The organism is Rickettsia japonica YH, assembly GCF_000283595.1.
Taxonomy (GTDB): domain Bacteria; phylum Pseudomonadota; class Alphaproteobacteria; order Rickettsiales; family Rickettsiaceae; genus Rickettsia; species Rickettsia rickettsii.
On sequence record NC_016050.1, the window covers coordinates 355,681 to 378,073 of the forward strand.

Below are 22,393 nucleotides of genomic sequence, written 5' to 3' on the forward strand. Positions count from 1 at the left end.
TTGTTGTGTAAGCTATTTTATAAAGAGGAATTTGGAAGAAACACGGAACGCAGTACCGCAGCGTACACTTAGTACGTGAGGATGCGAGTACCGGATTGACATACAAATTACCTTTAGAAGGAGGTTATACAACAAGTCTAATGAAGATAGTTACTTGGAATATTAATTCATTGCGTCTACGGATCGATTTATTAAGAAAATTAGCATATGAACATCAGCCGGATATTATTTTACTTCAAGAAACAAAGGTAGCTGACTCATTATTTCCTCTTGAAGTTATTAAAAATATAGGCTATGAACATGTAATATATTCAGGGCAGAAATCATATAACGGTGTTGCTATTATTTCAAAATTTCCTTTGAATAATGTTTTTTCATTGGAGTTATATAATAGTGATAAAAGGCATATAGCAGCTATAGTTAATGATATAGAAATACATAATTTTTATGTTCCTGCCGGTGGTGATATACCTGATATCGAGGTAAATACAAAATTTAAGCATAAGCTCGAATATGTAAGGTTAATGCAGGAATGGTTAACGACTAACCGTACTAAAAACGATAAAATGATTATTGTCGGGGACTTGAACATTGCTCCGCATGAACATGATGTATGGTCTAGTAAGCAGTTGCGAAATGTTATCAGCCATACTGATATTGAACGCTCGTTATTGGTAGAGCTACAAAATGCGTTAGGTTTTATTGATAGTAGCAGACATTTCGTATCGCTTGACGAAAAATTTTATACTTGGTGGAGTTATAGAAATATAGATTGGAAAAAATCTAACAGAGGTAGAAGACTTGATCATATTTGGGTTAGCGATAATTTAAAAGGTGCATTATTTTCTATGCATTTACTACCAGAAGCACGTGATTGGCCTTCACCTTCGGATCATGTGCCATATTTTGTGACTTTTAATTTACAAATGTCACCCCGTGGTTTGACTACGAGGTCCAGTTCAAAATAAAAAAAAAGACTGGATCCCGTGGTCAAGCCACGGGATGACAATAGTCTTAAGGAGTAATTAGTGGATATTAAGTTAGGAAAATATAAGCCGACAAAGGAAGAATATATAAAAAGCTTTAAAGATATGCTCCTACTGCGTCGTTTTGAAGAAAAATGCGGTCAGTTATACGGAATGGGAGAAATCGGTGGTTTTTGTCATTTATATATAGGGCAAGAAGCAGTAATTTCTGCAGTAGATATGGTTAAACAAAAAGGTGATAGCACTATTACTAGCTATCGTGACCATGCTCATATTATTTTAGCAGGAACTGAGCCTAAGTATGTTCTTGCCGAGCTTATGGGGCGTGCTACAGGTTGTTCGAAAGGTAAGGGTGGCTCGATGCATTTATTTAATGTACCAAACAAATTTTACGGTGGACACGGTATAGTAGGGGCTCAAGTACCGATAGGCACAGGGCTTGCGTTTGCTGAAAAATATAACGATACACATAATATCTGTTTTACTTTTTTAGGTGATGGTGCCGTTAATCAAGGTCAGGTATATGAAGCTTTTAATATGGCTGCTTTATGGGGTTTGCCGGTAGTTTATATTATTGAAAATAACGAATATTCGATGGGGACGTCTTTAGCACGTTCTACCTTTATGCGTGATTTATATAAGAAAGGGGCATCGTTTGGGATTAAAGGATTTCAGCTAGACGGTATGGATTTTGAAGAAATGTATGACGGCTCTAAGCAAGCAGCCGAGTATGTTAGAGAAAATAGCTTTCCGCTGATATTAGAGGTAAAAACTTATCGTTATCGTGGGCATTCGATGTCCGACCCGGCAAAATATCGCAGTAAAGAAGAAGTTGAGCAATATAAAGAGCGTGATCCGTTGGTAATAATAAGAAAAACGATACTCGACAATAAATATGTAACCGAAGCGGATTTAAAAGAAATAGAACAGTCGGTAAAAGAAATTGTGAAAGAAGCAGTAGAATTCTCAGAAAATTCACCGCTACCTGATGAAGGGGAGTTGTATACACAGGTGTACTGTTAAGGCGTCATTGCGAGGAAAAACTGTAAGTTTTGACGAAGCAATCTCAGGAATTTGTTATTATTTTATGAGATTGCCACGCAGCCTACGGCTGCTCGCAATGACGTTCACGCAGGCAAGCCTACTTGCAATAACGTTTAATTTAATCAAATAAAAAAGAAAAATGCAAATAACGGTACGTGAAGCGTTGCGTGATGCCATGCAAGAAGAGATGATAAGAGACGACAAGGTTTTCGTCATAGGCGAGGAAGTTGCAGAATATCAAGGAGCTTACAAGGTAACTCAAGGGTTACTAGAGCGATTTGGTCCTAAGAGGGTAATTGATACACCGATAACGGAATATGGTTTTGCAGGGCTTGCAGTCGGAGCAGCTTTTGCAGGACTTCGCCCGATCGTGGAGTTTATGACCTTTAACTTTGCTATGCAAGCATTCGATCACATAGTTAATTCAGCTGCAAAAACGCATTACATGTCAGGCGGGCAGGTCAAATGTCCGATAGTATTTAGAGGACCAAACGGAGCAGCAAGTAGAGTAGCTGCACAACATAGCCAAAATTATACAGCTTGCTATTCCCACATTCCAGGATTAAAAGTAGTAGCTCCTTATAGTGCAGAAGATCATAAAGGACTTATGCTTACAGCTATTAGGGACGATAATCCCGTTGTTTTTTTAGAAAATGAAATTTTATACGGTCATAGTTTTGACGTGCCGGAAACAATCGAGCCTATACCCTTTGGTCAGGCAAAAATTTTAAGAGAGGGTAGTAGTGTCACTATAGTAACTTTCTCGATTCAAGTAAAACTTGCCTTAGATGCTGCAAATGTTTTGCAGAATGATAATATTGATTGTGAGGTTATTGATCTTCGCACTATTAAACCGCTTGATGCTGAGACAATAATAGAATCAGTGAAAAAAACTAATCGTTTAGTTGTAGTGGAAGAAGGGTGGTTTTTTGCAGGTGTTGGTGCAAGTATAGCTTCTATTGTTATGAAAGAAGCATTTGATTATTTAGATGCTCCGATAGAGATGGTAAGCGGCAAAGACCTTCCCCTTCCTTATGCTGTTAATTTAGAAACACTAGCTCTGCCGAGTGAGAGCGATGTAATAGAAGCCGTTAAAAAGGTTTGTTATTATAGTATTTAATGTATTAGCTTAGTTTTTTCATTATTGCGAGCAACTGAAAGAAGCGTGGCAATCTCATAAAGCAAGATTCCAGAGATTGTTTTGTCAAAACTTACAGTTTTTCCTCGCAATGACGATGTCAACTTTTTTAGGCATACCTACTTTGCAACTCTTTTACGGTCGTTAGGGTCAAGTAGAGCTTTACGTAAACGAATAGATTTCGGTGTTACTTCAACTCGCTCGTCATCTTGTATATAGCTGATTGCCTGCTCTAACGTTAAAAGCATTGGCGGAGTTAGCCTTATGGCTTCGTCTTTACCTGCCGCTCTAACGTTGCTTAGTTGTTTCGCTTTTAGTGGGTTTACCTCTAAATCATTATCACGATTATGTTCGCCGATAATCATGCCTCTATATACTTTGTCACTAGGGTTTATAAACATTTTCCCCCTTTCTTCTAGATTCCATAGAGCATATGCGACCGCTGCCCCTTCACCGTTAGAGATAAGCACGCCGTTACGTCTTCTCTCGATATTTCCTTTATAATCAGCATATCCATGGAAAATACGATTCATAATCCCTGTGCCTCGTGTTTCGGTTAAAAACTGGCTGTGATAGCCGATTAACCCTCTCGACGGTCCGATAAACGTAACACGGCTTTTACCGCCGCCTGATGGCCTCATATCAGTCATTTCAGCTTTTCTCAGTGCTAAAGATTTTACGACTACTCCAACATAATTATCATCAACGTCAACTTGGATTTCTTCCATCGGTTCTTGCTTATTACCTTTCTCATCAGTTTGGAATAATACTTCGGGTCTGCTAATAGATAGCTCAAACCCTTCACGACGCATAGTTTCAATTAAGATACCAAGTTGTAACTCACCACGCCCTGCAACTTGGAAAGCATTTTTCTCGGCAGATTCAGTAACTTTTAAGGCAACGTTACTTTCAAGCTCACGCATTAACCTAGCTCCAATTAAGCTCGACGTAACTTTTGTCCCTTCGCTTCCTGCAAGCGGTGAGTCATTAACGCTAAAAGTCATGGATAAAGTCGGCGGATCGATAGGTAGAGACGGTACGGCCTCGGTTACCTCAGGGGAGCAGATAGTATCGGCAACGTTGGCGTTTTCAACGCCTGATACGGCAATAATATCGCCGGCTGTAGCATCATTTATAGCGATTCGTTCTAAGCCTCTAAAGGCTAATATTTTAGTGATACGTCCGGTTTCAAGTACTTTATTCTCACGATTTAATACTTTTACGTTTTGGTTAATTTTAACAGTGCCGCTTTGTACACGACCTGTTAAAACCCTACCGAAGAAAGAATTATATTCTCTAGTAGTAACAAGCATAGAAAACGGTGCTTTGTCATCGGCTAAGGGTTTTGGTACATGCTGTACTATAAGGTCGAAAAGCGGTGCTAAATCATCTGCTAAATTATCTAAAGGATTAATTTTATCATCAAAGGTTAAAGATGCTCTACCTGCTCTACCTGATGCATAAACTATAGGGAAGTCAAGCTGATCGTTGTTTGCTTCAAGTGCCACAAATAGCTCAAATACTTCATCGATAACTTCTTTAATTCTTTGGTCATCTCTATCGATTTTATTAATAACGACAATAGGTTTTAAGCCGAGATTTAACGCTTTAGAAAGCACGAATTTTGTTTGTGGCATTGGTCCTTCCGATGCATCGACAAGTAGCACTACACCGTCAACCATGCTAAGGATGCGTTCTACTTCACCGCCAAAATCGGCGTGTCCTGGCGTATCAACTATATTGATACGGATATCGTTCCACATAAGAGCAGTGCATTTGGCAAGTATCGTGATTCCACGCTCACGCTCAAGATCGTTAGAGTCCATAGCACGCTCAGCAACTGCTTGGTTAGCTCTAAATGTTCCGCTTTGTTTAAGCATGTTATCAACAAGCGTAGTTTTCCCATGATCAACGTGGGCAATAATTGCTATATTACGAATAGATGTCATCTTTAAAAATTCTCACAAGTTTACAATAGTTTTTCGTATTATACACTAAAATACCAAAAATTGGAATATAAGTTCTTAAAAAAGAAATTGATTTAACTGCAGAATAAAAATTACTAAGAATTTTTAAACTTTAAAATAAGAGAAATTAATGAACGATAATACAGCTTTATTTATATTTGATTGTGACAATACTTTAGTTGGACATTCGCATAATTATATCGGAGAGAGGTTAGGAGGTTTAATAGCACGTAATATACAAAATCGCTTTTTTAGCTCCTATGAAGAACGAGAGCAAGAAAAAGTTAGGCTTGAGCAAAAATTTTCTATAGAGCTGATGGAGAATTCCTAGATAATGAAAATTTAGGTTGGAAAAATGAAGAGCAAATAGCACGCCTTTTTAAGAATATTATATTATCCGGTCATAAAATAGCTATAGCATCATTTAATGATTATCCTCATGCTGTAAAATATGCATTAGAAAGGTTACTAGGAAAGGAAGATGCAGCAAAAATTTATATAAAATCAGCTTTACCTTCTAATAATTTTGAAGAAATACAAAATTGTACTAAAAAAGAATATATAAGAGAAATAATTAATAATACCGAAATAACTAATAAAAAAACGTATTTTTTATGGATGATGATATTAAACATGTCAATGCTGCAAAAGACTATGGTATTACAGTAGTTTTGGTTAAGAACAAAGGAACAGAGCATATTCATGAAGCTTTTTTTTATATGAATTTAATGAACAGCATGAAATTTATGTTGAGCTAGAAGAACCGGCTACTGAACCTTTGCTTAGTGATGGAGAGAGTACCTATTTTCAGTACTGAAGCAATAAAATCTATTGCGTTTGAACCTATTTCTAGTGATTATTATTCGGATGGCGAATATACACCATGGAGAGGCGGGAATGTGCCAATGTTAGGTAAAGGTTAAGTTTTTAATTGTAGACAAATTGCTTGATGTTATTTATTTTTAGATTAATACGGGTGTTGCTCCAGTGTCATTCCCGCGTAGGCGGGAATCCAGTAATCTTGAATGTCATCCCGCGACTTGATCGCGGGATCTCAGGATACTGCTTGTTACACAAGATCCTGTGGTCAAGTCACGGGATGACAATCCTAGCCGACACCGTTTAACCTAAAAGGATCAAGGATGATGTACCGAAGATTATGTTTATACATATTCATAATAAACTTCTCAACGATTACGGAGGCACAAAATGTGACAATTAAAGAAGATAATTTTAAAGTTAGAGTAGCTGTTGCTGATGTACAATCTATATTGGAAGGTTCGATCGCTATAAAAGATTTGCGTAATAAAATCGAAAAGCTTAATCATAAAATTCAAGAGGATATTGCTGCAAAAGAAGCAGAATTTAAACCGCTGGAAGAGAAGCTGCTAAATGAGCGTTCTCATTTAAGTGAAACCGAATTTGAGCATAAAGTAAACGAATTTAATGCAAAAGTTAGCCACGTTAGAAAAGAAATTCAGATTAAGAAAACAAAGCTTGAACAAGCCCACGCTGAGGCTATGAGTAGAGTCCATGAAACAACTATTACAATAATTAGTGAACTTGCCGAGAAATATAACCTTAATTTGGTAATTCCAAGTGCTCAAGTCTTATATGCCAAAAATAATTTGAATATAACTTCCGAAGTGACTTTTATGTTGAATGAGAGATTAAAAGAAGTAACGATAAACTATTGATAGTGTTGTATGGATTTTTGTGTGTCATTCCTGCGTAGGCGGTAATCCAGAAAAATAACTTTAATATTGATACAGAAGTTACATATTTGATAAAATAAATCTATAAAAACTAGTTTTTATAGGTTTTACTGGATTCCCGCCTACGTGGGAATGATATAAACAAGAGAGTATTTAATATGGCAGAATTTACACCGATTACAATTGCATACGGGGACGGTATAGGTCCTGAAATAATGGAGGCAGTGCTTTATATATTACGTAAAGCCGAGGCTCGTATTCGTTTAGAAACCATTGAAGTAGGTGAAAAGCTTTACAAGAAGCATTATACTTCAGGCATAAGTGAGGAAAGCTGGGAATCAATACAACGCACTGGTATTATACTTAAAGCCCCGATTACTACTCCGCAAGGTGGAGGATATAAAAGTTTAAATGTCACGATTCGTAAAACATTACAGCTTTTTGCTAATATTCGTCCTGCCGTTTCGTTTCATCCTTTTACTAGAACATTACATCCAAATTTGAACCTAACTATTATACGTGAGAATGAGGAAGATTTATACGCAGGTATAGAATACCGTCAAACGCATAATATGTATGAGTCAATGAAGTTGATAAGTCATACAGGATGTGAGAAGATTATTAGATATGCTTTTGAATATGCAGTAAAAAATAACCGTAAAAAAATCACGTGTTTAAGCAAAGATAATATTATGAAATTTTCCGATGGGGTTTTGCATAAAGTATTTAATGAGATTGCAAAAGAATACCCGCAAATTAATAACGCGCATTATATTATCGATATCGGGACGGCAAGGCTTGCTACCAAACCAGAAATATTTGACGTTATCGTAACTTCTAATTTATACGGTGATATAATATCTGACGTAGTTGCTGAAATTTCAGGCTCGGTAGGTCTTGCAGGTTCTGCAAATATTGGGCAGCATTATGCGATGTTTGAAGCGGTACATGGAAGTGCTCCCGATATTGCCGGTAAAGATATCGCAAATCCGTCAGGGCTTTTAAATGCTGCAATAATGATGCTAGTACATATAGGGCAGGGTGATATCGCTACATTAATCGAAAATGCTTGGAAAAAAACTATAGAGGATGGCGTTCATACAGCCGATATATATAACGAGCAGAGTTCTAGTAAAAAAGTCGGTACAAAAGAATTTGCCGAAGAAGTAACGAAAAGATTAGGACAGTTACCGACAAAGCTACCTAAAGCAGATTATCCCTTAATTGCTGAGAAGCAAGAAAGCAATATAGATTATAAAATTGATACTAAAGAAGTTAAGAAATTGGTCGGTACGGATATATTTGTGAATATGAATGTATCTTCCGCTCATGATATAGCAGATAAAATTAATAAACTTGATCTTGGTAATTTTGAGTTAAAAACAATCTCGTCAAAAGGATTAAAGCTGTGGCCTCGTGGTACAAGGTTTGAAACTGTTTCCGATCATTGGTGTTGTCGTTTTATGAATAAAGACGGCACAGAAATAAAGCATTTAGATATAACAAGATTGCTTGAAGCTTTAAGCACAGCAAATATCGATTTTATCAAAGTAGAGAATCTGTTTGAATTTGACGGGATTGCAGGTTATAGCTTGGCTCAAGGTGAGTAAAAACGTCATTGCAAGTGAACTTTAGTTCGTGCGGCAATCTCAGGACTTTTGAATGAGATTGCTTCGTCAATTATTTCATAATTTCCTCGCAATGATGAAAAAAGGATAAACACAATGACACTATACTATATAGGAATTTTATTAGTAATTATTGGATTATTTGCTATATTTTCAGGGATAATCGGTTTTTTTAGATTTCCTGATTTTTATACTAAATTACATGCAGCAAGTGTGATTGAGAGTTTCGGCGTGCCTATTTGCTTAATAGGTTTTGCGTGCATTGCAGCAGATATTGTGAACTCTATTAAATTAATTTTAGCGGCTTTATTGATTTTGATACTAAATCCGGTAGCAACTCATGCACTTGGTAAAGCATCTTTATTTATGAAAATTAGAGCTGATAGTACCGTCATTGCGAGGAAAATTACGAAGTAATTGACGAAGCAATCTCAGGATGCTTGATAAGATTGCCACGTCGAAATTACGTTTCTCCTCGCAATGACGTTAAATTTTAACAACCATATGACAGTAAAGACAGCTTTAAATTTTGATCTCGGCAATTACCTACTTAACTTAATTGCTTTTTTATTGATTTTAATCTCGATAAAAATAATTTTTGCTAAAGATTTACTAAATGCAGTGATTGCTGCTTCTGTATTTAGCTTATTAATTGGTGTATCCTATCTTATTATGGATGCTCCTGATGTTGCAATGACCGAGGCAGCACTTGGAGCTTGCTTATCAACATGCGTATATTTGAATTTGTTGCGTAAATTACCTTCGGATTTAAAGAATATTGAGAGAACTAATATTATTCCAGCAAGTTTAATATGTTTATTGTTTGTAGTAACTCTTGCTTATATGGGGCTAGAATTACCGAATTACGGTGATGATAATGCTCCTATTCATATGCATTCAAGTAAATATTATATCGAAAATACCTCTAGAGATATAGGTATACCTTCTTTTGTTGCGGTTATTCTTGCAAGTTATCGTGGATATGATACTTTAGGTGAAACTAGCGTAATTTTAATTGCAGGAATTGCCGTGCTGTTGATATTTTCAAGAAAGTCTGATGATGCCATACCGCGACTTGATCGCGGTATCTCAGGACACAGCAGGCGATACAAGATTCCGTGGTCAAGCCACGGGATGACAAATCCAATAATAAAATATATTACTAGTTTTATAATACCTTATATAATTTTATATAGTATATATATTCAGCTTAACGGTGAGTCTTCGCCGGGTGGTGGGTTTCAAGCAGGTGTTATATTTGCATCTAGCCTTATTGCTTATGATTTAGTTTACGGTAATCGAAAATTAAGCCGATCTAACGTGCTAGTTTGTATTGCGGTTTTAGGTGTAGCAATATATGCAATTGTAGGAACAATATCACTCTTTTTTAACGATAATTATTTAAATTATTATTCACTAACAAATTTTATCAATGATAGGCTACTTGCTCAGCATATTGCGATAGTTATTGTTGAAATTGGTATAGGTTTAACTGTTGCAGCTATTATGTACTTAATTTACAACGTATTTAATAATTATGAATAGTCTATTTGTACTAATTAAGCGTGAATTGATAGTGCAGAATCGTATTAATAATATAATTAAATATCTAGTTATATTTTTTTTATTTTGCATAATTAGTACTGTTTTAATTAACAGTGAAAGGGATATTAACAAATTCGGTTTAATTTTTTCGGTAATTTGTTTATTAATTTCATTAATCGGTTTTTCTTCGGTGATATTTAAATCTGATTTGGAAGACGGAAGCTTAGAGTTATTATTATCAATTGTTAGTCATGAAAAAATTATATTGGCTAAATTTTTTGCTATATTTATCAGCAGTACGATAGGGCTGGTTTTTGTTTTACCCATTATTTATGTTTTGTTTGATCAAACTTTGCTTGAGATAATATTTTTCTTTATTAGTGTATGGATGATATTAGTGTTATCAAGTAGTTTAGTAGTGTTATCCGGTAGCGTGCAATGTTATTTTAAGAAGAATGCTAACTTTGTCGGTACGTTTATCATGCCGTTATTAATTCCGAATATTATAATGACAGGTTTAATATTACAAGATAATAACTTACAATTAATTTTTATTATGATAGGAATTAATTTAGTATTTTTACCGATTTCATTCTTCTTGAGTTCCTGTTTAATTAAAAATATTTATAATATTACGTGATTTTGCTTTATTTTTACTAATGTAGTGATATAAAATAAGATGAATATTATTAATAAATTTTTTTGAGCAAAATATATGTGGCAGGCTTTACGAAGGTTAATGGCAGCAAATCCTATGGGATTTTTTCTGTGGTCTATTATCACTAAATGGTATTTAATTATAGCATTTGCTTCCTTAATTACTTTATATTATACAGTATTGGGCTTAAAAAAAATTGGGTTTATAGATTATTTTACTGAAACTACAGTCGAGATATTAGATACAACTAAAGCAGTTGCTCAAAATTGTACTACAAAACTCGGTCCTAATTGGAATCGTTTAGTTAGTTTTTGGAATTGCTTAAGTGATCCTGGCGAATATAAGCATGAAGAAGGGACAGGAGCAAAAGTGTTAGAAGATGAAATAAATAAGCTTACGCCAAAACAAGCAGATAGTGCTGCAGACGCTGAACGTCCTATAATAAATCCTTATGAAGCACTAGAAAATCCAAATAATCTTAATAATACCCCAAGCGGTAGTAATAATAATCGTTAATTTATGTCACCTTAATATTATATGTCGGATACTGAAGAGAATAAAAACAAACAAACAACACGTCGTGATTTTATGGTTCTAACGGCTAGTAGTGTTGCAGCAGTTGGGGCAGCATGTGCTCTTTGGCCTCTCGTTGATTCTTTAAACCCTTCTGCGGACGTGCTAGCTTTATCATCAATTGAGGTTGATTTATCAAATATTGCGGTAGGTCAAACAGTTACGGTTAAATGGCAAGGTAAACCGGTTTTTATCACTAACCGTACGCCTGACAAAATAGCTGAAGCAAGAGCCGTTAAAATGTCAGAGCTAATTGATCCTGAAGCAGATGAAGCACGTGTGAAAGCAGGGCATGATAATTGGCTGGTGACGATCGGGATCTGCACGCATTTAGGTTGTGTACCGCTTGCTAATCAAGGTGAATATGATGGATGGTTCTGTCCGTGCCATGGTTCACAATATGATTCTTCAGGTAGAGTTAGAAGAGGGCCTGCTCCTTTAAATTTAGCTGTGCCGCCTTACACTTTTATTAGCGACACAAAAATTAGAATAGGGTAATTATTTATGAATGAAGATATTACCCCTAAAAAGCCTAATGCTATTATAGAATGGATAGATTATCGTCTTCCTATTTTTGCCTTCCTAAAGCATTTTAGTCATTATCAAACTCCGAAAAATCTTAGCTATTTGTGGAATTTAGGCTCTATTGCTGGTATTGCGTTAGTGATTCAGATAATCACCGGCGTCATACTTGCTATGCACTATACTCCGCATGTTGATCATGCTTTCGATAGTGTTGAGCGAATCATGCGTAACGTGAATTACGGTTGGTTACTGCGTTATACTCATGCGGTAGGTGCATCGATGTTTTTTGCCGCCGTATACTTACACATAGCAAGAGGTTTGTATTACGGCTCTTATAAAGCACCTAGAGAACTGCTTTGGCATATCGGTATCATCATTTTTCTAACCATGATGGCTACTGCTTTCATGGGTTATGTGCTTCCTTGGGGGCAGATGAGCTACTGGGGAGCAACGGTTATTACTAATTTATTTTCCGCTATTCCGTTAATAGGGGAATTCATAGTTACGTGGTTATGGGGTGGTTTTTCTGTTGATAACCCGACATTAAATAGGTTCTTCTCACTGCATTATTTATTGCCATTTATTATTGTTGCTTTAGTGATGCTGCATTTAGTGGCCTTGCATCAGCATGGTTCAAATAACCCAAAAGGTATAGATGTTAAAAGCCCTAAAGATACTATTCCGTTCCACCCTTATTATACCGTAAAGGATTTTGTCGGTTTCGGAGTTTATTTCATAATATTTGCCTATTTTATTTTTTACGAACCTAATTATTTAGGACATCCCGATAATTACATTCCGGCAAATCCGTTAGTTACGCCTGCCCACATTGTCCCTGAATGGTATTTTCTGCCGTTTTATGCAATACTTAGAGCCGTGCCGTCTAAGCTTGGTGGGGTGCTATTAATGTTCGGAAGTATATTTGTGTTATTCTTACTACCTTGGCTTGATACTTCAAAAGTTAGAAGTAGCAATTATAGACCGATACACCGCATGGCTTTTTGGCTATTTATGGCAGATTGTTTATTGCTTGGTTATTTAGGCGGGCAGCCGGCAGAAGAGCCGTATATTACCATTAGCCGTTTTGCTGCTTGTTATTACTTTTTTCATGTCTTATTAGCTCTGCCGCTGATAGGTAAATATGAAAAACCGCTGCCATTGCCGGAGGAGTTGTAAGAGTTAAGTCATTGCGAAGCAATCTCAGGAGTTTGTTATTATTTCATGAGATTGCCGTGCAGCCTATGGCTGCTCGCAATGACGTTTTTTGTATTATACAAATTTATGAAGTAACCAATAGTATATTATAGTAACTAACAAGAAAAATGGCTATACTGGTGTTACTTTTAATGTAATAAAAAGAATATATCAACACAAAAATGATACAATTAAGGGGTTTAGTAAAAATTGCAAAATTTTAGTATTTTATGAGATTCATCAACTATGAATTCAGCAATAAATAGAGAAAAACAAATTAAAGCCGGTTTAAGAGACAAAAAAATTAAATTAATAGAACAAACAAATATAAATTGGGATGATTTGTATAATGAAATTATTCTGTAATAAAAACATCATTGCAAGTAAAGACAAAATCTCAACACGACAATCTTATAAAATAATATATAAGCTCCTGAGATTGCTTCGTCAACATTTTCAATTTTTCCTTGCAATGACGACTCAAAAAAATTTATGAAAACTAAACTACTTATCTCTATCATCATACTACTAATGTCGTGCTTAAGTTTAGCCAACGAAGAAGTATTACGTCCAAAAAAGATGAAATGGTCGTTTGGCGGCGTATTTGGTACAGTTAATCGTGAAGCAGCACAAAGAGGTTTTCAGGTCTATAAAGAAGTTTGTAGTGTCTGCCACGGTTTAAACAATTTATATTACCGTAATCTTAAAGATATCGGCTTTTCGGATGACGAGATAAAAGAGATTGCCAAAGGCTATACGATACAAGACGGACCTAATGATGACGGTAAGATGTTTGACCGCCCCGCTCTTCCCTCTGATCGTTTTGTACCTCCTTACCCTAATGAGCAAGCAGCAAGAGCAACTAATAACGGTGCCCATCCTCCTGATTTATCGTTGATAATAAAAGCACGTCATGACGGAGCTAATTATATATATTCGCTACTTACCGGCTATACTGAACCGCCGGCAGATTTTAAGCTGATGCAGGGAACTCATTATAATCCCTATTTCCCTGGCGAGCAAATAGCAATGCCGCCGCCGCTTACAGACGGGCAGGTAACCTATATGGACGGTACTAACGCAAGTGTAGAGCAGATGTCGCAAGACATTGTGGTATTTCTACAATGGGCAGCTGAGCCGGAAATGGAACATCGTAAATCTATGGGTCTTAAAGTTATGATGTTTTTAGCAGTATTTACTATCTTTTTCTATATTGCAAAAAACCGTATTTGGTCTAATTTAAAGTAATTGTTGAGTGGATCAGTTTTCCTATTATTGGCGTTGTTGCATGGATCATTAAACATGTTCGATGTCATTTCTGTGAAAGCAGGGATCCAGTAAAAAATGATAAAAACACAGCAAACTATATAAAAATTTAGTATATAATTAGATTAAAAAGCTGGATTCCTGCTTTCGCAGGAACGACATAAATAATCAGTCCATGCTGCCCCTTTTTGCCTCTTTCTTAGTATAATGACTTAATCTTTGCTATACTTATCCTAAAATTTATATAGATAGATATTTATGATTACTTTACTTGCGGCGATAACAGGATTTATTAGTTCAATAATTCCTGAAATTTTGAAAATATATAAAGATATTAACGACAAAAACACGAGATAAATATTTTAGACCGTCAAATTGCTAATAACAAAAACTTAATCAGTCTAAAACTTTTACAGAGCTTACCATATCACACGAAATGGCAGAGCAATATTCTCTTTACTCCACTTATAAATCAGGTGTTAGTTGGGTTGATGCTTTAAATGGTTTGGTAAGACCCGTGCTTGCCTATAGCTTTTTTGCAATGTATGTAGGAGTTAAATATGTTCAATATAAATCGTTAAAAAGTTCTGCTCTGCTAGTTGAATATCTAGATATATTATGGAGCATAGAAGATCAAACTATTTTTGCGGAGATTATTAGTTTTTATTTTGGGCAGCGTACTTTCAGTAAATTATGGAAATGTAAGACTTGAATTTTAAATAGATAATTTTATATATTTAAATATATAACTAACAAAATTAATGGTGGTTTTATGTTAAAGAGCGTAAGATTATATATTCCGTCTATAGCAGCTATGATTTTATCTAGTAATATTGCAATAGCTAATAAGAATTATGATTCCGGTAATGCAACGCCACTGCGTCAGGTAGCAGATTTAATAGATAATCAAATTACAAATATTGATAATTTATTTAAAAATAGATTGCCGCTTTATGAATCTAATAGCATAAAAAGCAATTTTATTACTAAAGATAAGCAGTATATTATTGTTATGGAAGTACCTGGCTTTGATAAAAATCAAATTAAGGTTAAAGTAAACGGTAATAAATTATTTATTACAGGGAATATAGAAGAAAAAAATAAAGCTGATGATTCAGATAATTATATGAATAAAAATTTTAATTATGTAATATCATTATATGAAGATGTAGATCAGGCAAATATCTCTTCAAGCCTTAAGAATGGAATACTTACTATTATTCTACCTCGTATTGAGATTAAAGAACAAGCAGCAAGAGAGATAGTCATTGATTAATTAAGCATTTGCTAAATATTAGCATTTAATTTTTCTGCAACAAAACCTTTTCTCTATATAGTTAGGTAATTTTTATTAGCTCCTGCTTTAGTTCATTATCTACTCCTATGATTTCAAATTTTCGATCGACTAAGAAAATTATAGGTTTAGTGTTATGAATAAAGAAGAAGTCAAAATTCGGTTTGTTATCAAAATATCGATTAACACGAGGAAAATGATAAGCATGAGTAACAATAGCAATTTCGGCGTTACTTAAGTCAATATTACTGTTCTCATGCTCTTTATATAGAGTGTTAAATTGTCCGCGCCGGTATTGGTTTGGTATTCCGGCAGCGTAAAAATATAAAAATTTTCTTTTGGATAATCGGTAATAATATTTTTATCAAGCGCTTCTTGTAGTAATTTATTATCATACGCTCCGCCGTTAAACAAAATCATCGGTCCGTATTTTTTCAATTCTTCATATGTTAGGCTAGATATTTGCTTATCAAGTTTTTTAGCTGCTACTTCTCTTGCAATCTCTATCTATGCCAAGCCTCATCCTATTATATCCGTCCTTTTTATCTGCAGCCTCTATATTTTGAGTATCGGAATTGATAGGTATTTTGGTATAAGAATGTCTTGTGGATTGTTTCATTAGCAGGATCAAACTCTAGATTATTTACGGTTATTACCTGCTCAAAATATTTATCTTGAGTAAATTTTTGATAACTCTGAAATCCTAGAACCGAGGCTATAGCTATAATAAATATAGAAATAGCAGTAGTAAAGTTTTTCTAGTTTTTCATGTTGCGATAAAAATAATAAGGTTGAAATATGAAAAGGTCATACCAAAGCTTGACCATGATATCAAGAAAAATAACTTTTAGTAATTTATTTGCTTTTTAGCTTTGCTAGATCTTGAGGGGTAGGCAGGAATTTTTCAAGCTTTTTAGGTAATGTTGCTGTAAGCTTAAATTGTGATACTCCTATTGGTTTTTGGATGCCTTCTATAGAGTATTCTACAGTAATACCTTGTTTTTCTTCACACAAAATTAACCCAATTGTAGGATTGTCCGAATTATCTTTAATTGTGCGCTCCATTAAATTAAGAGAAAAATTTAGTTTACCGGCATATTCCGGCTTAAACTTGCCGGTTTTTAATTCAATAACAACATACATAGCATTTGAGTTTTATGTGATAAAAAACTAAATCCAAATAATAATCTTCTCCCTCAAGTTCTATATGATACTGATTGCCAACAAATGCAAAACCTTGTCCTAACTCTAATAAAAAGTTTTTAATATTATCTATCAATTTATTTTCTAAATCTTGTTCTATTATTTTACCTTGAATATCTAAAAATTCTAAGTTATACGGTTCTTTTATAATCGACCTGGCTAAATCAGACTGTAGCTCAGGTAGAGTATTGGAAAAGTTATTTATACCTTTCGCTGACCTTTCATGTAAATTACTTTTAATTTGCAAAGATAATACATTTCTTGACCAACCATTTTCGATGGTTTGTTGTGCATACCAAATTCTTTGATTTATATTTTTTAGTTTTGAAAAAATAATAATATTATGACTCTATGGGATTTCTCCAACCGCCTGTTGGAGAATTTGGTCATTATTATATTCTGCAAAAAACTGATGCATATAAGAAAGGTTTTGATATGATAATCCTTTTATTTCAGGAAATTCTTTACGCAAATCATTAGAAATATTTTGAATCACTTTTGATCCCCATTTTTCTTTATTCTGACGTTCTAAAATTAATTTTCCTATATTCCAATAAAGAACTATCAATTCTTTATTTACTGCTAAATGGGCTCTAATAAGAGCTTTGCTAATTTCGTGTTTTAAATTTTTAATTAAATCAGTATATGATTCATTACTTAAAGTATTGCTCATTGATTTTCACTACTTCTTACCACCCGCATTCATAGCAAGGTTTGCGGAAACAAATTCTTCAAGGTCACCGTCAAGCACTCCTTTAGTATCGGAAGTTTCATAATCGGTACGTAAATCTTTTACCATTTGATAAGGTTGCAAAACATATGATCTAATTTGATGTCCCCAGCTATTATCAGTTTTAGTAGCATTCTGCTCGTTAACGCTATCGGTACGTTTTTGCATTTCAAGCTCATAGAGTTTGGCTTGAAGCATTTTCATAGCTTGAGCTTTATTTTTATGCTGCGATCTATCGCTTTGGCATTGTGTTACCGTACCGGTCGGTATATGAGTGATACGTACAGCTGAATCGGTAGTATTAACGTGCTGCCCGCCGGCTCCCGATGCTCTAAAAGTATCGATTCTTAAATCTTTGTCCTCAATAGTAATTGCTATATTATCATCAATTTCGGGATATACCCAGCTACTTGCAAAGCTAGTCATTCTTTTACCGGCTGCATTAAACGGAGAAATACGCACTAATCTGTGAACGCCAGCTTCGGTCTTAAACCAGCCGTAAGCACGCTTTCCTATTATCCTAATCGTGCATGATTTAATGCCTGCCTCTTCGCCGTTAATCATATTGATTATTTCGGTTTTAAAGCCGAGTCTTTCGGCAAAACGCAAATACATACGCATCATAATAGACGCCCAGTCATGGCTTTCAGTTCCCCCGGCTCCAGCATTAATCTCTAAAAAGCAATTATTACCGTCTGCTTCACCTGAAAACAAACATTCCGTTTCAAATTTGGCAGCAATTATGCTTAAATTTTTTAAGTCCTGTTCAATTTGTGAAAGTGTTTCTAAATCGTTTTCGGCTTCAGCCATTTCTTCAAGTTCTAAAGCATCTTTTAAATTGGATTTGAGTTTATTAAAAGCGTTTAGTTTTTCTTCTAGATTACTTTTTTCTCGCAGTAATTTTTGAGCATTAGCCTGATCATTCCATAAACTAGGATCGGCTGTTAACTCTTCTAACGCGTTCAGTCTTTCAGTTGATGTTTCAACGTCAAAGTGACCTCCAAAGTAGTTCTAAAGACTGCTCAATTTTTTTTACATAATTTTCTATTTCAGCTCGCATTATTTTTTCCTGTTATAAATTTCGATTTTGTTATATATTATCGTGGTTTAGTGTCATCCCGCGACTTGATCGCGGGATGACAGACAATAAACAAATGCAAATTATATCACAATAATTATGAATCATCAAAAATATATAAGGAACTTCTCAATAATCGCCCATATTGATCACGGTAAATCTACGTTAGCCGATAGGTTAATTGAACATTGCGGCGGCTTGCAGGCTAGGGAAATGAGCCAGCAAGTGCTAGATTCGATGGATATTGAAAAAGAGAGAGGTATAACTATTAAGGCACAAACCGTGCGGCTTGTATATAAAGCTAAAGACGGTAACACCTACTATTTGAATCTAATGGACACTCCCGGGCATGTCGATTTTGCTTATGAAGTTAGTAGGTCACTTGCTGCTTGTGAAGGCTCGTTATTGGTAGTTGATAGTACGCAAGGAGTAGAAGCACAAACGCTTGCCAATGTTTACCAAGCAATCGAGAACGATCATGAGATTGTACTGGTGCTTAACAAGCTTGACCTACCGGCGTCAGAACCTGAACAGGTTAAGCAGCAAATAGAGGATATAATCGGAATCGATGCAAGTGAGGCTGTGCTAATCTCTGCTAAAAGCGGTATAGGGATTGATTTAGTTTTAGAGGCTATAGTAAATAAATTACCTCCGCCAAAAGAAAGTAGTTCTGATATTTTGAAAGCTTTGCTTGTTGATAGTTGGTATGACCCATATCTTGGCGTGGTTATTTTAGTACGTGTTATTGATGGCTACTTACGTAAGAATATGCGTATTAAAATGATGGCTACTAACTCAGTTTATACCGTTGAGAATGTTGGCTATTTTACTCCGAAAAAACATATTTCGGATGTTCTGCATGCAGGCGAAATCGGCTTCTTTACTGCGGCTATAAAGCAAGTAGCGGATTGTAAAGTTGGGGATACTATCACTGATGAAAAAAAACCTTGTGAGCAAGCTCTACCGGGTTTTAAACCAAACTTACCTGTAGTGTTTTGTGGTCTTTATCCAACGGATAGCTCGGAATTTGAGCATCTAAAGGATTCACTAGCTAAATTACGCCTTAATGATGCTAGTTTTGAGTATGAAATGGAAAGCTCTTCGGCACTCGGAGTAGGCTTTAGATGCGGCTTTTTGGGGCTGTTACATTTAGAGATAATCCAAGAACGTTTAAGTAGGGAATTCGATTTAGATTTAATCACTACCGCTCCAAGTGTGGTGTATAAAATTCATATGCGGGACGGTGAGAACTTAGAGATACATAACCCAGCAGATTTGCCTGATTTACAAAAAATCGAATCAATGGAAGAGCCTTGGATTAAGGCAACTATAATGGTACCTAATGAGTTTTTAGGTGCGGTACTATCGCTTTGTACGGAAAAGAGAGGGATGCAGCTTGATCATAGCTATATAGCAAATAGGGCTAAAATAATTTATAAATTACCGCTAAATGAGATAGTTTATGATTTCTATGATCGTTTAAAAAGTTGTTCTAAAGGTTATGCAAGTTTTGAATGGCAAATGGATGTTTATAAACCTTCCGAACTTGTTAAGCTTGGGATTTTGGTTAACGCAGAGACGGTTGATGCACTATCCACAATCGTACACCGCTCACGTGCCGAGCAAAGGGGGAGGGCATTATGCGTAAGGTTAAAGGATTTAATACCGAGACAGCAGATTGATATAGCAATTCAAGCAAGTATAGGTAGTCGTATTATCGCTCGTGAGACTATTAAAGCCCTACGTAAAGATGTTTTATCTAAATGTTACGGCGGTGATATAAGTCGTAAACGTAAATTACTTGAGAAACAAAAAGCAGGTAAAAAGAGAATGAGACAGTACGGTAATATCGAAATTCCGCAATCTGCGTTTATTGCAGCTTTAAAAATAGGTGATGAATAAAACTTTTTTATTTTATATAAAGAAAACGCTAGACGTTATAATAAAGATTTGTTATAAGGAAGTATCTGAATCTTCCAGATGCTTCTAATGTTCCTCGGTAGCTTAGTGGTAGAGCAAACGGCTGTTAACCGTTCGGTCGCTGGTTCGAGTCCGGCCCGGGGAGCCATTTCTCGATTTTTGACAACTTTACGAATGCATCAAACGGTGAATGCAGCATAAAGTCAAGCTTGTTGCCTGTTAATTTAATTGAAAACACAGTTTTTATTAGGCGTCTTTTTCCCTCAGCATTCGACAAAACAAAATATTGATGTGCATTGGCAACTAAATTTAGTACATCTATCATTTTTTCCGTAAAATAATCATCACCTTTATTATGCTCTGCTATCTCTAACATTACTTTATCACGACGTGTTGTTAATTTATATTTATCTTCTTCGTATTCTTCATTTGTAAATATACCTTCTAAAAGTTTACTTCTAATTCTAAGCTTATCAAGGCTATTTTTTACACTGATAAGCTCTTTATTTAATTCTGTTATTCTTGTGTTATAATAATCTTTTTCATATTTTGCCGATTCTTTAACACTTTTAATTATTTTGCTCAATAAATCAGGCTCAATATACATTGATGCAAAAACTTTTTCTATTTGTTCTATAATTCTTTAGTAACAATAGGCTTGTAAATATGAGGGTAGTATTTGTTGCCTTTTTTATAATGTATTACTCCGTGATAAAAAGTATTATTTAATATTTTATGTTGGGCAATGGGGCGTATTAGATGTGTTAGTTAACCCTTATGCACTTGATACAAGCTACAGTATAAGAATAAGATTTATGCAGGATATCGATATTGCCATAAGACATCCTGAATTTTTTGCCGTTGCTAGGAAATGATAAACTAGCTTTTCTTGCTACTTCCATAGTACGAATACGATTTTAATATGAGGCCATTCATTACGCTGGGCTAATTTTAAATCATATCTTGCTTGTAAATTACATAACTGGGCTGAAGTGTGAAAATATTTACCTAATCTTAGTGCCATATCAGCCGTAAGAGTTCGTTTGCCATGCACTAGCAACGCCAAGTAAGAAATCATCGCCTACTCAACTATCAAAACCGACAGTACTACCGGTTGAGTTAGATTTATAACCGCTTAGATTATTTTGTGCCTTTTGAGTACTATTGCCGACAAAAGGACTAGCCCACGTACCGAAATCTACTTCTGTTTCATCACCGGCAGAAATAGAGAATATTTTTAAAGCCATAGATACGGAAAGATAAGAGAGCTATTTAATAAAAATTATCAAGTTCAAGAAGAAAAAATTGATAATATAGTTAAGTCACTGAATGAAGAAAATAAGTTTGCGATACTTCGCAGAAATCTAACTAATAAAAGTACCTCAGAAATAAAAAATATAGTTGAGAAAATAAACAGAATGCAAGTTGATATAGGTAAAATATTGTTACTCGGTAGTGCAGGAATAGGTAAAACCACGTTAATGCATTATCTATCTTATAAATGGGAAAAAGACAAACTGTGGAACAACAAATTTGATTATGTATTTAGAATCAGGTTAAAGGAATTGTTAAGCAATTGGACAGTACGTTATGGTACTAATATAGATGACGATATACTAAGTTGTTTTGTCCATTATTGTTTAGATTCTAAAGATATAAAACTTGAAGATATAAAAAGTATACAAGATAAAGATAGGATATTATTACTACTGGATGGTTATGATGAGGTAGCGTTTTTGTCACAGAGTAATCGTGATTACCGAGATATTATGGATTCGGTATTTCAGTATAAAAATATCGTAATGAGTTCTAGTCCTAATGCGGTTATAGAAGAAATGAGCAACAGATTTGAGCAGAAAGTAGACAATACAGGCTGGGATAGTGAGGGAATAGAGCCAATATGTACATAAAAATTTTGAGTATGATAAA

26 protein-coding genes, 1 tRNA gene and 4 pseudogenes are annotated in these 22,393 nt (G+C 35.0%); 23 read left to right on the forward strand and 8 right to left on the reverse strand.

Features of this window, described 5'->3' with window-relative positions:
* Positions 1 to 3 precede the first annotated feature (3 nt).
* The 4 genes and pseudogenes from RJP_RS11530 to RJP_RS01865 all read left to right on the forward strand — a co-directional run.
* Positions 4 to 143: pseudogene (locus RJP_RS11530) on the forward strand (palindromic element RPE1 domain-containing protein); the annotation flags it as partial.
* Entirely contained in the window at positions 141 to 968 is an 828-nt protein-coding gene (gene xth / locus RJP_RS01855; RefSeq protein WP_014014049.1) for an exodeoxyribonuclease III, read from the forward strand. The pseudogene RJP_RS11530 and the gene xth, both read left to right, overlap by 3 nt.
* Positions 969 to 1,028: 60 nt before the next feature.
* Positions 1,029 to 2,009, forward strand: a complete 981-nt coding sequence (pdhA, locus tag RJP_RS01860; RefSeq protein ID WP_014120624.1) for a pyruvate dehydrogenase (acetyl-transferring) E1 component subunit alpha — start codon at positions 1,029 to 1,031, stop codon at positions 2,007 to 2,009.
* 160 nt (positions 2,010 to 2,169) lie between these two features.
* A complete protein-coding gene (locus tag RJP_RS01865) occupies positions 2,170 to 3,150 on the forward strand; it encodes a pyruvate dehydrogenase complex E1 component subunit beta (RefSeq protein WP_014120625.1) in 981 nt (326 codons plus the stop codon).
* 137 nt (positions 3,151 to 3,287) lie between these two features.
* Here RJP_RS01865 and typA read toward each other — a convergent pair whose 3' ends face one another.
* On the reverse strand, positions 3,288 to 5,117 hold the full coding sequence (gene typA / locus RJP_RS01870; protein WP_014120626.1) for a translational GTPase TypA: 1,830 nt from the start codon (positions 5,115 to 5,117) through the stop codon (positions 3,288 to 3,290).
* A 148-nt stretch (positions 5,118 to 5,265) separates the two neighbouring features.
* Here typA and RJP_RS01875 point away from each other — a divergent pair.
* The 16 genes and pseudogenes from RJP_RS01875 to RJP_RS01940 all read left to right on the forward strand — a co-directional run.
* A pseudogene (locus RJP_RS01875) lies at positions 5,266 to 5,489 on the forward strand (hypothetical protein); the annotation flags it as partial.
* Between the two features lie 260 nt (positions 5,490 to 5,749).
* Positions 5,750 to 5,893 carry a hypothetical protein gene (locus RJP_RS08605; protein ID WP_225981323.1) on the forward strand — a complete coding sequence of 48 codons (144 nt, stop codon included), beginning with the start codon at positions 5,750 to 5,752 and terminating at the stop codon, positions 5,891 to 5,893.
* A 30-nt stretch (positions 5,894 to 5,923) separates the two neighbouring features.
* Positions 5,924 to 6,058, forward strand: a complete 135-nt coding sequence (locus tag RJP_RS10975; RefSeq protein WP_264158012.1) for a hypothetical protein — start codon at positions 5,924 to 5,926, stop codon at positions 6,056 to 6,058.
* A 219-nt stretch (positions 6,059 to 6,277) separates the two neighbouring features.
* Positions 6,278 to 6,832 carry an OmpH family outer membrane protein gene (locus RJP_RS01885; RefSeq protein ID WP_014120628.1) on the forward strand — a complete coding sequence of 185 codons (555 nt, stop codon included), beginning with the start codon at positions 6,278 to 6,280 and terminating at the stop codon, positions 6,830 to 6,832.
* Positions 6,833 to 7,008: 176 nt separating this feature from the next.
* Positions 7,009 to 8,460: an NADP-dependent isocitrate dehydrogenase gene (locus tag RJP_RS01890; protein ID WP_014120629.1), complete on the forward strand. Its 1,452-nt coding sequence runs from the start codon at positions 7,009 to 7,011 to the stop codon at positions 8,458 to 8,460.
* A 114-nt stretch (positions 8,461 to 8,574) separates the two neighbouring features.
* Positions 8,575 to 8,895, forward strand: a complete 321-nt coding sequence (locus tag RJP_RS01895) for a Na+/H+ antiporter subunit G (RefSeq protein WP_014120630.1) — start codon at positions 8,575 to 8,577, stop codon at positions 8,893 to 8,895.
* Between the two features lie 63 nt (positions 8,896 to 8,958).
* Positions 8,959 to 10,023 carry a DUF4040 domain-containing protein gene (locus RJP_RS01900; protein ID WP_014120631.1) on the forward strand — a complete coding sequence of 355 codons (1,065 nt, stop codon included), beginning with the start codon at positions 8,959 to 8,961 and terminating at the stop codon, positions 10,021 to 10,023.
* Entirely contained in the window at positions 10,016 to 10,663 is a 648-nt protein-coding gene (locus RJP_RS01905; protein ID WP_014014059.1) for a heme exporter protein CcmB, read from the forward strand. Before RJP_RS01900 ends, RJP_RS01905 begins: the two co-directional genes overlap by 8 nt.
* Positions 10,664 to 10,738: 75 nt before the next feature.
* The gene (locus tag RJP_RS01910; protein ID WP_014120632.1) at positions 10,739 to 11,197 is read left to right on the forward strand and encodes a DUF2670 domain-containing protein; all 459 of its coding nucleotides are present in this window, start codon (positions 10,739 to 10,741) and stop codon (positions 11,195 to 11,197) included.
* A 21-nt stretch (positions 11,198 to 11,218) separates the two neighbouring features.
* Positions 11,219 to 11,752: a ubiquinol-cytochrome c reductase iron-sulfur subunit gene (petA, locus tag RJP_RS01915; protein WP_014120633.1), complete on the forward strand. Its 534-nt coding sequence runs from the start codon at positions 11,219 to 11,221 to the stop codon at positions 11,750 to 11,752.
* A 6-nt stretch (positions 11,753 to 11,758) separates the two neighbouring features.
* Entirely contained in the window at positions 11,759 to 12,955 is a 1,197-nt protein-coding gene (locus RJP_RS01920) for a cytochrome b (protein WP_014120634.1), read from the forward strand.
* A gap of 175 nt (positions 12,956 to 13,130) precedes the next feature.
* Positions 13,131 to 13,223 carry a GIY-YIG nuclease family protein gene (locus RJP_RS11245; protein ID WP_324602898.1) on the forward strand — a complete coding sequence of 31 codons (93 nt, stop codon included), beginning with the start codon at positions 13,131 to 13,133 and terminating at the stop codon, positions 13,221 to 13,223.
* Positions 13,220 to 13,339: a GIY-YIG nuclease family protein gene (locus RJP_RS10260; protein WP_014410066.1), complete on the forward strand. Its 120-nt coding sequence runs from the start codon at positions 13,220 to 13,222 to the stop codon at positions 13,337 to 13,339. The genes RJP_RS11245 and RJP_RS10260 overlap by 4 nt, the downstream gene beginning before the upstream one ends.
* A 126-nt stretch (positions 13,340 to 13,465) precedes the next feature.
* The gene (locus RJP_RS01930) at positions 13,466 to 14,221 is read left to right on the forward strand and encodes a cytochrome c1 (protein ID WP_014120635.1); all 756 of its coding nucleotides are present in this window, start codon (positions 13,466 to 13,468) and stop codon (positions 14,219 to 14,221) included.
* A 454-nt stretch (positions 14,222 to 14,675) separates the two neighbouring features.
* A complete protein-coding gene (locus RJP_RS09310; protein WP_037215265.1) occupies positions 14,676 to 14,951 on the forward strand; it encodes a hypothetical protein in 276 nt (91 codons plus the stop codon).
* Positions 14,952 to 15,011: 60 nt separating this feature from the next.
* The gene (locus RJP_RS01940; RefSeq protein WP_014120636.1) at positions 15,012 to 15,515 is read left to right on the forward strand and encodes an Hsp20/alpha crystallin family protein; all 504 of its coding nucleotides are present in this window, start codon (positions 15,012 to 15,014) and stop codon (positions 15,513 to 15,515) included.
* Between the two features lie 252 nt (positions 15,516 to 15,767).
* On the opposite strand, the gene RJP_RS01945 is transcribed toward RJP_RS01940, so the two are convergent.
* The 5 genes and pseudogenes from RJP_RS01945 to prfB all read right to left on the reverse strand — a co-directional run bounded on the left by RJP_RS01945 (position 15,768) and on the right by prfB (position 18,526).
* Positions 15,768 to 15,953 carry a hypothetical protein gene (locus RJP_RS01945; protein ID WP_024704478.1) on the reverse strand — a complete coding sequence of 62 codons (186 nt, stop codon included), beginning with the start codon at positions 15,951 to 15,953 and terminating at the stop codon, positions 15,768 to 15,770.
* Between the two features lie 58 nt (positions 15,954 to 16,011).
* The gene (locus RJP_RS09545; protein WP_167535733.1) at positions 16,012 to 16,152 is read right to left on the reverse strand and encodes a hypothetical protein; all 141 of its coding nucleotides are present in this window, start codon (positions 16,150 to 16,152) and stop codon (positions 16,012 to 16,014) included.
* Positions 16,153 to 16,388: 236 nt separating this feature from the next.
* Positions 16,389 to 16,713: pseudogene (locus tag RJP_RS01950) on the reverse strand (PDDEXK nuclease domain-containing protein).
* Positions 16,714 to 16,728: 15 nt separating this feature from the next.
* Positions 16,729 to 17,409: pseudogene (locus RJP_RS11250) on the reverse strand (PDDEXK nuclease domain-containing protein); the annotation flags it as partial.
* Positions 17,410 to 17,418: 9 nt separating this feature from the next.
* Positions 17,419 to 18,526, reverse strand: a protein-coding gene (prfB, locus tag RJP_RS01965; RefSeq protein ID WP_096368086.1) for a peptide chain release factor 2 whose coding sequence is annotated in 2 segments (ribosomal slippage) — positions 17,419 to 18,456 and positions 18,458 to 18,526 — 1,107 coding nt in all. Because the reading frame shifts where the segments join, the coding sequence is not laid out codon by codon here.
* 117 nt (positions 18,527 to 18,643) lie between these two features.
* On the opposite strand from prfB, the gene lepA reads away from it, so the two are divergent.
* Both lepA and RJP_RS01975 read left to right on the forward strand, forming a co-directional pair.
* Positions 18,644 to 20,446: a translation elongation factor 4 gene (gene lepA / locus RJP_RS01970; protein WP_014120639.1), complete on the forward strand. Its 1,803-nt coding sequence runs from the start codon at positions 18,644 to 18,646 to the stop codon at positions 20,444 to 20,446.
* A 91-nt stretch (positions 20,447 to 20,537) separates the two neighbouring features.
* A tRNA-Asn gene (locus tag RJP_RS01975) sits at positions 20,538 to 20,612 on the forward strand.
* Positions 20,613 to 21,356: 744 nt separating this feature from the next.
* On the opposite strand, the gene RJP_RS01980 is transcribed toward RJP_RS01975, so the two are convergent.
* Positions 21,357 to 21,488, reverse strand: coding sequence for a helix-turn-helix transcriptional regulator (locus tag RJP_RS01980; RefSeq protein WP_225981189.1), 132 nt, complete (start codon positions 21,486 to 21,488; stop codon positions 21,357 to 21,359).
* 61 nt (positions 21,489 to 21,549) lie between these two features.
* On the reverse strand, positions 21,550 to 21,711 hold the full coding sequence (locus tag RJP_RS08610; protein ID WP_024704481.1) for an autotransporter outer membrane beta-barrel domain-containing protein: 162 nt from the start codon (positions 21,709 to 21,711) through the stop codon (positions 21,550 to 21,552).
* 171 nt (positions 21,712 to 21,882) lie between these two features.
* On the opposite strand from RJP_RS08610, the gene RJP_RS10265 reads away from it, so the two are divergent.
* Positions 21,883 to 22,374, forward strand: coding sequence for an NACHT domain-containing protein (locus RJP_RS10265; protein WP_024704482.1), 492 nt, complete (start codon positions 21,883 to 21,885; stop codon positions 22,372 to 22,374).
* The last annotated feature ends 19 nt before the right edge of the window (positions 22,375 to 22,393 follow it).

Coding starts and splice junctions, on each gene's coding strand:
- lepA (WP_014120639.1), top strand. CDS start 18,644: ATGAATCATCAAAAATATATAAGGAACTTCTCAATAATCGCCCATATT.
- RJP_RS10260 (WP_014410066.1), top strand. CDS start 13,220: ATGAATTCAGCAATAAATAGAGAAAAACAAATTAAAGCCGGTTTAAGA.
- RJP_RS01905 (WP_014014059.1), top strand. CDS start 10,016: ATGAATAGTCTATTTGTACTAATTAAGCGTGAATTGATAGTGCAGAAT.
- petA (WP_014120633.1), top strand. CDS start 11,219: ATGTCGGATACTGAAGAGAATAAAAACAAACAAACAACACGTCGTGAT.
- RJP_RS01920 (WP_014120634.1), top strand. CDS start 11,759: ATGAATGAAGATATTACCCCTAAAAAGCCTAATGCTATTATAGAATGG.
- RJP_RS01930 (WP_014120635.1), top strand. CDS start 13,466: ATGAAAACTAAACTACTTATCTCTATCATCATACTACTAATGTCGTGC.
- RJP_RS01945 (WP_024704478.1), bottom strand. CDS start 15,953: ATGATTTTGTTTAACGGCGGAGCGTATGATAATAAATTACTACAAGAA.
- RJP_RS10975 (WP_264158012.1), top strand. CDS start 5,924: ATGGAGAGAGTACCTATTTTCAGTACTGAAGCAATAAAATCTATTGCG.
- RJP_RS01895 (WP_014120630.1), top strand. CDS start 8,575: ATGACACTATACTATATAGGAATTTTATTAGTAATTATTGGATTATTT.
- RJP_RS08605 (WP_225981323.1), top strand. CDS start 5,750: ATGGATGATGATATTAAACATGTCAATGCTGCAAAAGACTATGGTATT.
- RJP_RS01890 (WP_014120629.1), top strand. CDS start 7,009: ATGGCAGAATTTACACCGATTACAATTGCATACGGGGACGGTATAGGT.
- RJP_RS01940 (WP_014120636.1), top strand. CDS start 15,012: ATGTTAAAGAGCGTAAGATTATATATTCCGTCTATAGCAGCTATGATT.
- RJP_RS01865 (WP_014120625.1), top strand. CDS start 2,170: ATGCAAATAACGGTACGTGAAGCGTTGCGTGATGCCATGCAAGAAGAG.
- RJP_RS01910 (WP_014120632.1), top strand. CDS start 10,739: ATGTGGCAGGCTTTACGAAGGTTAATGGCAGCAAATCCTATGGGATTT.
- RJP_RS09545 (WP_167535733.1), bottom strand. CDS start 16,152: ATGAAACAATCCACAAGACATTCTTATACCAAAATACCTATCAATTCC.
- RJP_RS10265 (WP_024704482.1), top strand. CDS start 21,883: ATGCAAGTTGATATAGGTAAAATATTGTTACTCGGTAGTGCAGGAATA.
- RJP_RS09310 (WP_037215265.1), top strand. CDS start 14,676: ATGGCAGAGCAATATTCTCTTTACTCCACTTATAAATCAGGTGTTAGT.
- RJP_RS08610 (WP_024704481.1), bottom strand. CDS start 21,711: ATGGCTTTAAAAATATTCTCTATTTCTGCCGGTGATGAAACAGAAGTA.
- RJP_RS01900 (WP_014120631.1), top strand. CDS start 8,959: ATGACGTTAAATTTTAACAACCATATGACAGTAAAGACAGCTTTAAAT.
- xth (WP_014014049.1), top strand. CDS start 141: ATGAAGATAGTTACTTGGAATATTAATTCATTGCGTCTACGGATCGAT.
- RJP_RS01980 (WP_225981189.1), bottom strand. CDS start 21,488: ATGGCACTAAGATTAGGTAAATATTTTCACACTTCAGCCCAGTTATGT.
- typA (WP_014120626.1), bottom strand. CDS start 5,117: ATGACATCTATTCGTAATATAGCAATTATTGCCCACGTTGATCATGGG.
- RJP_RS01885 (WP_014120628.1), top strand. CDS start 6,278: ATGATGTACCGAAGATTATGTTTATACATATTCATAATAAACTTCTCA.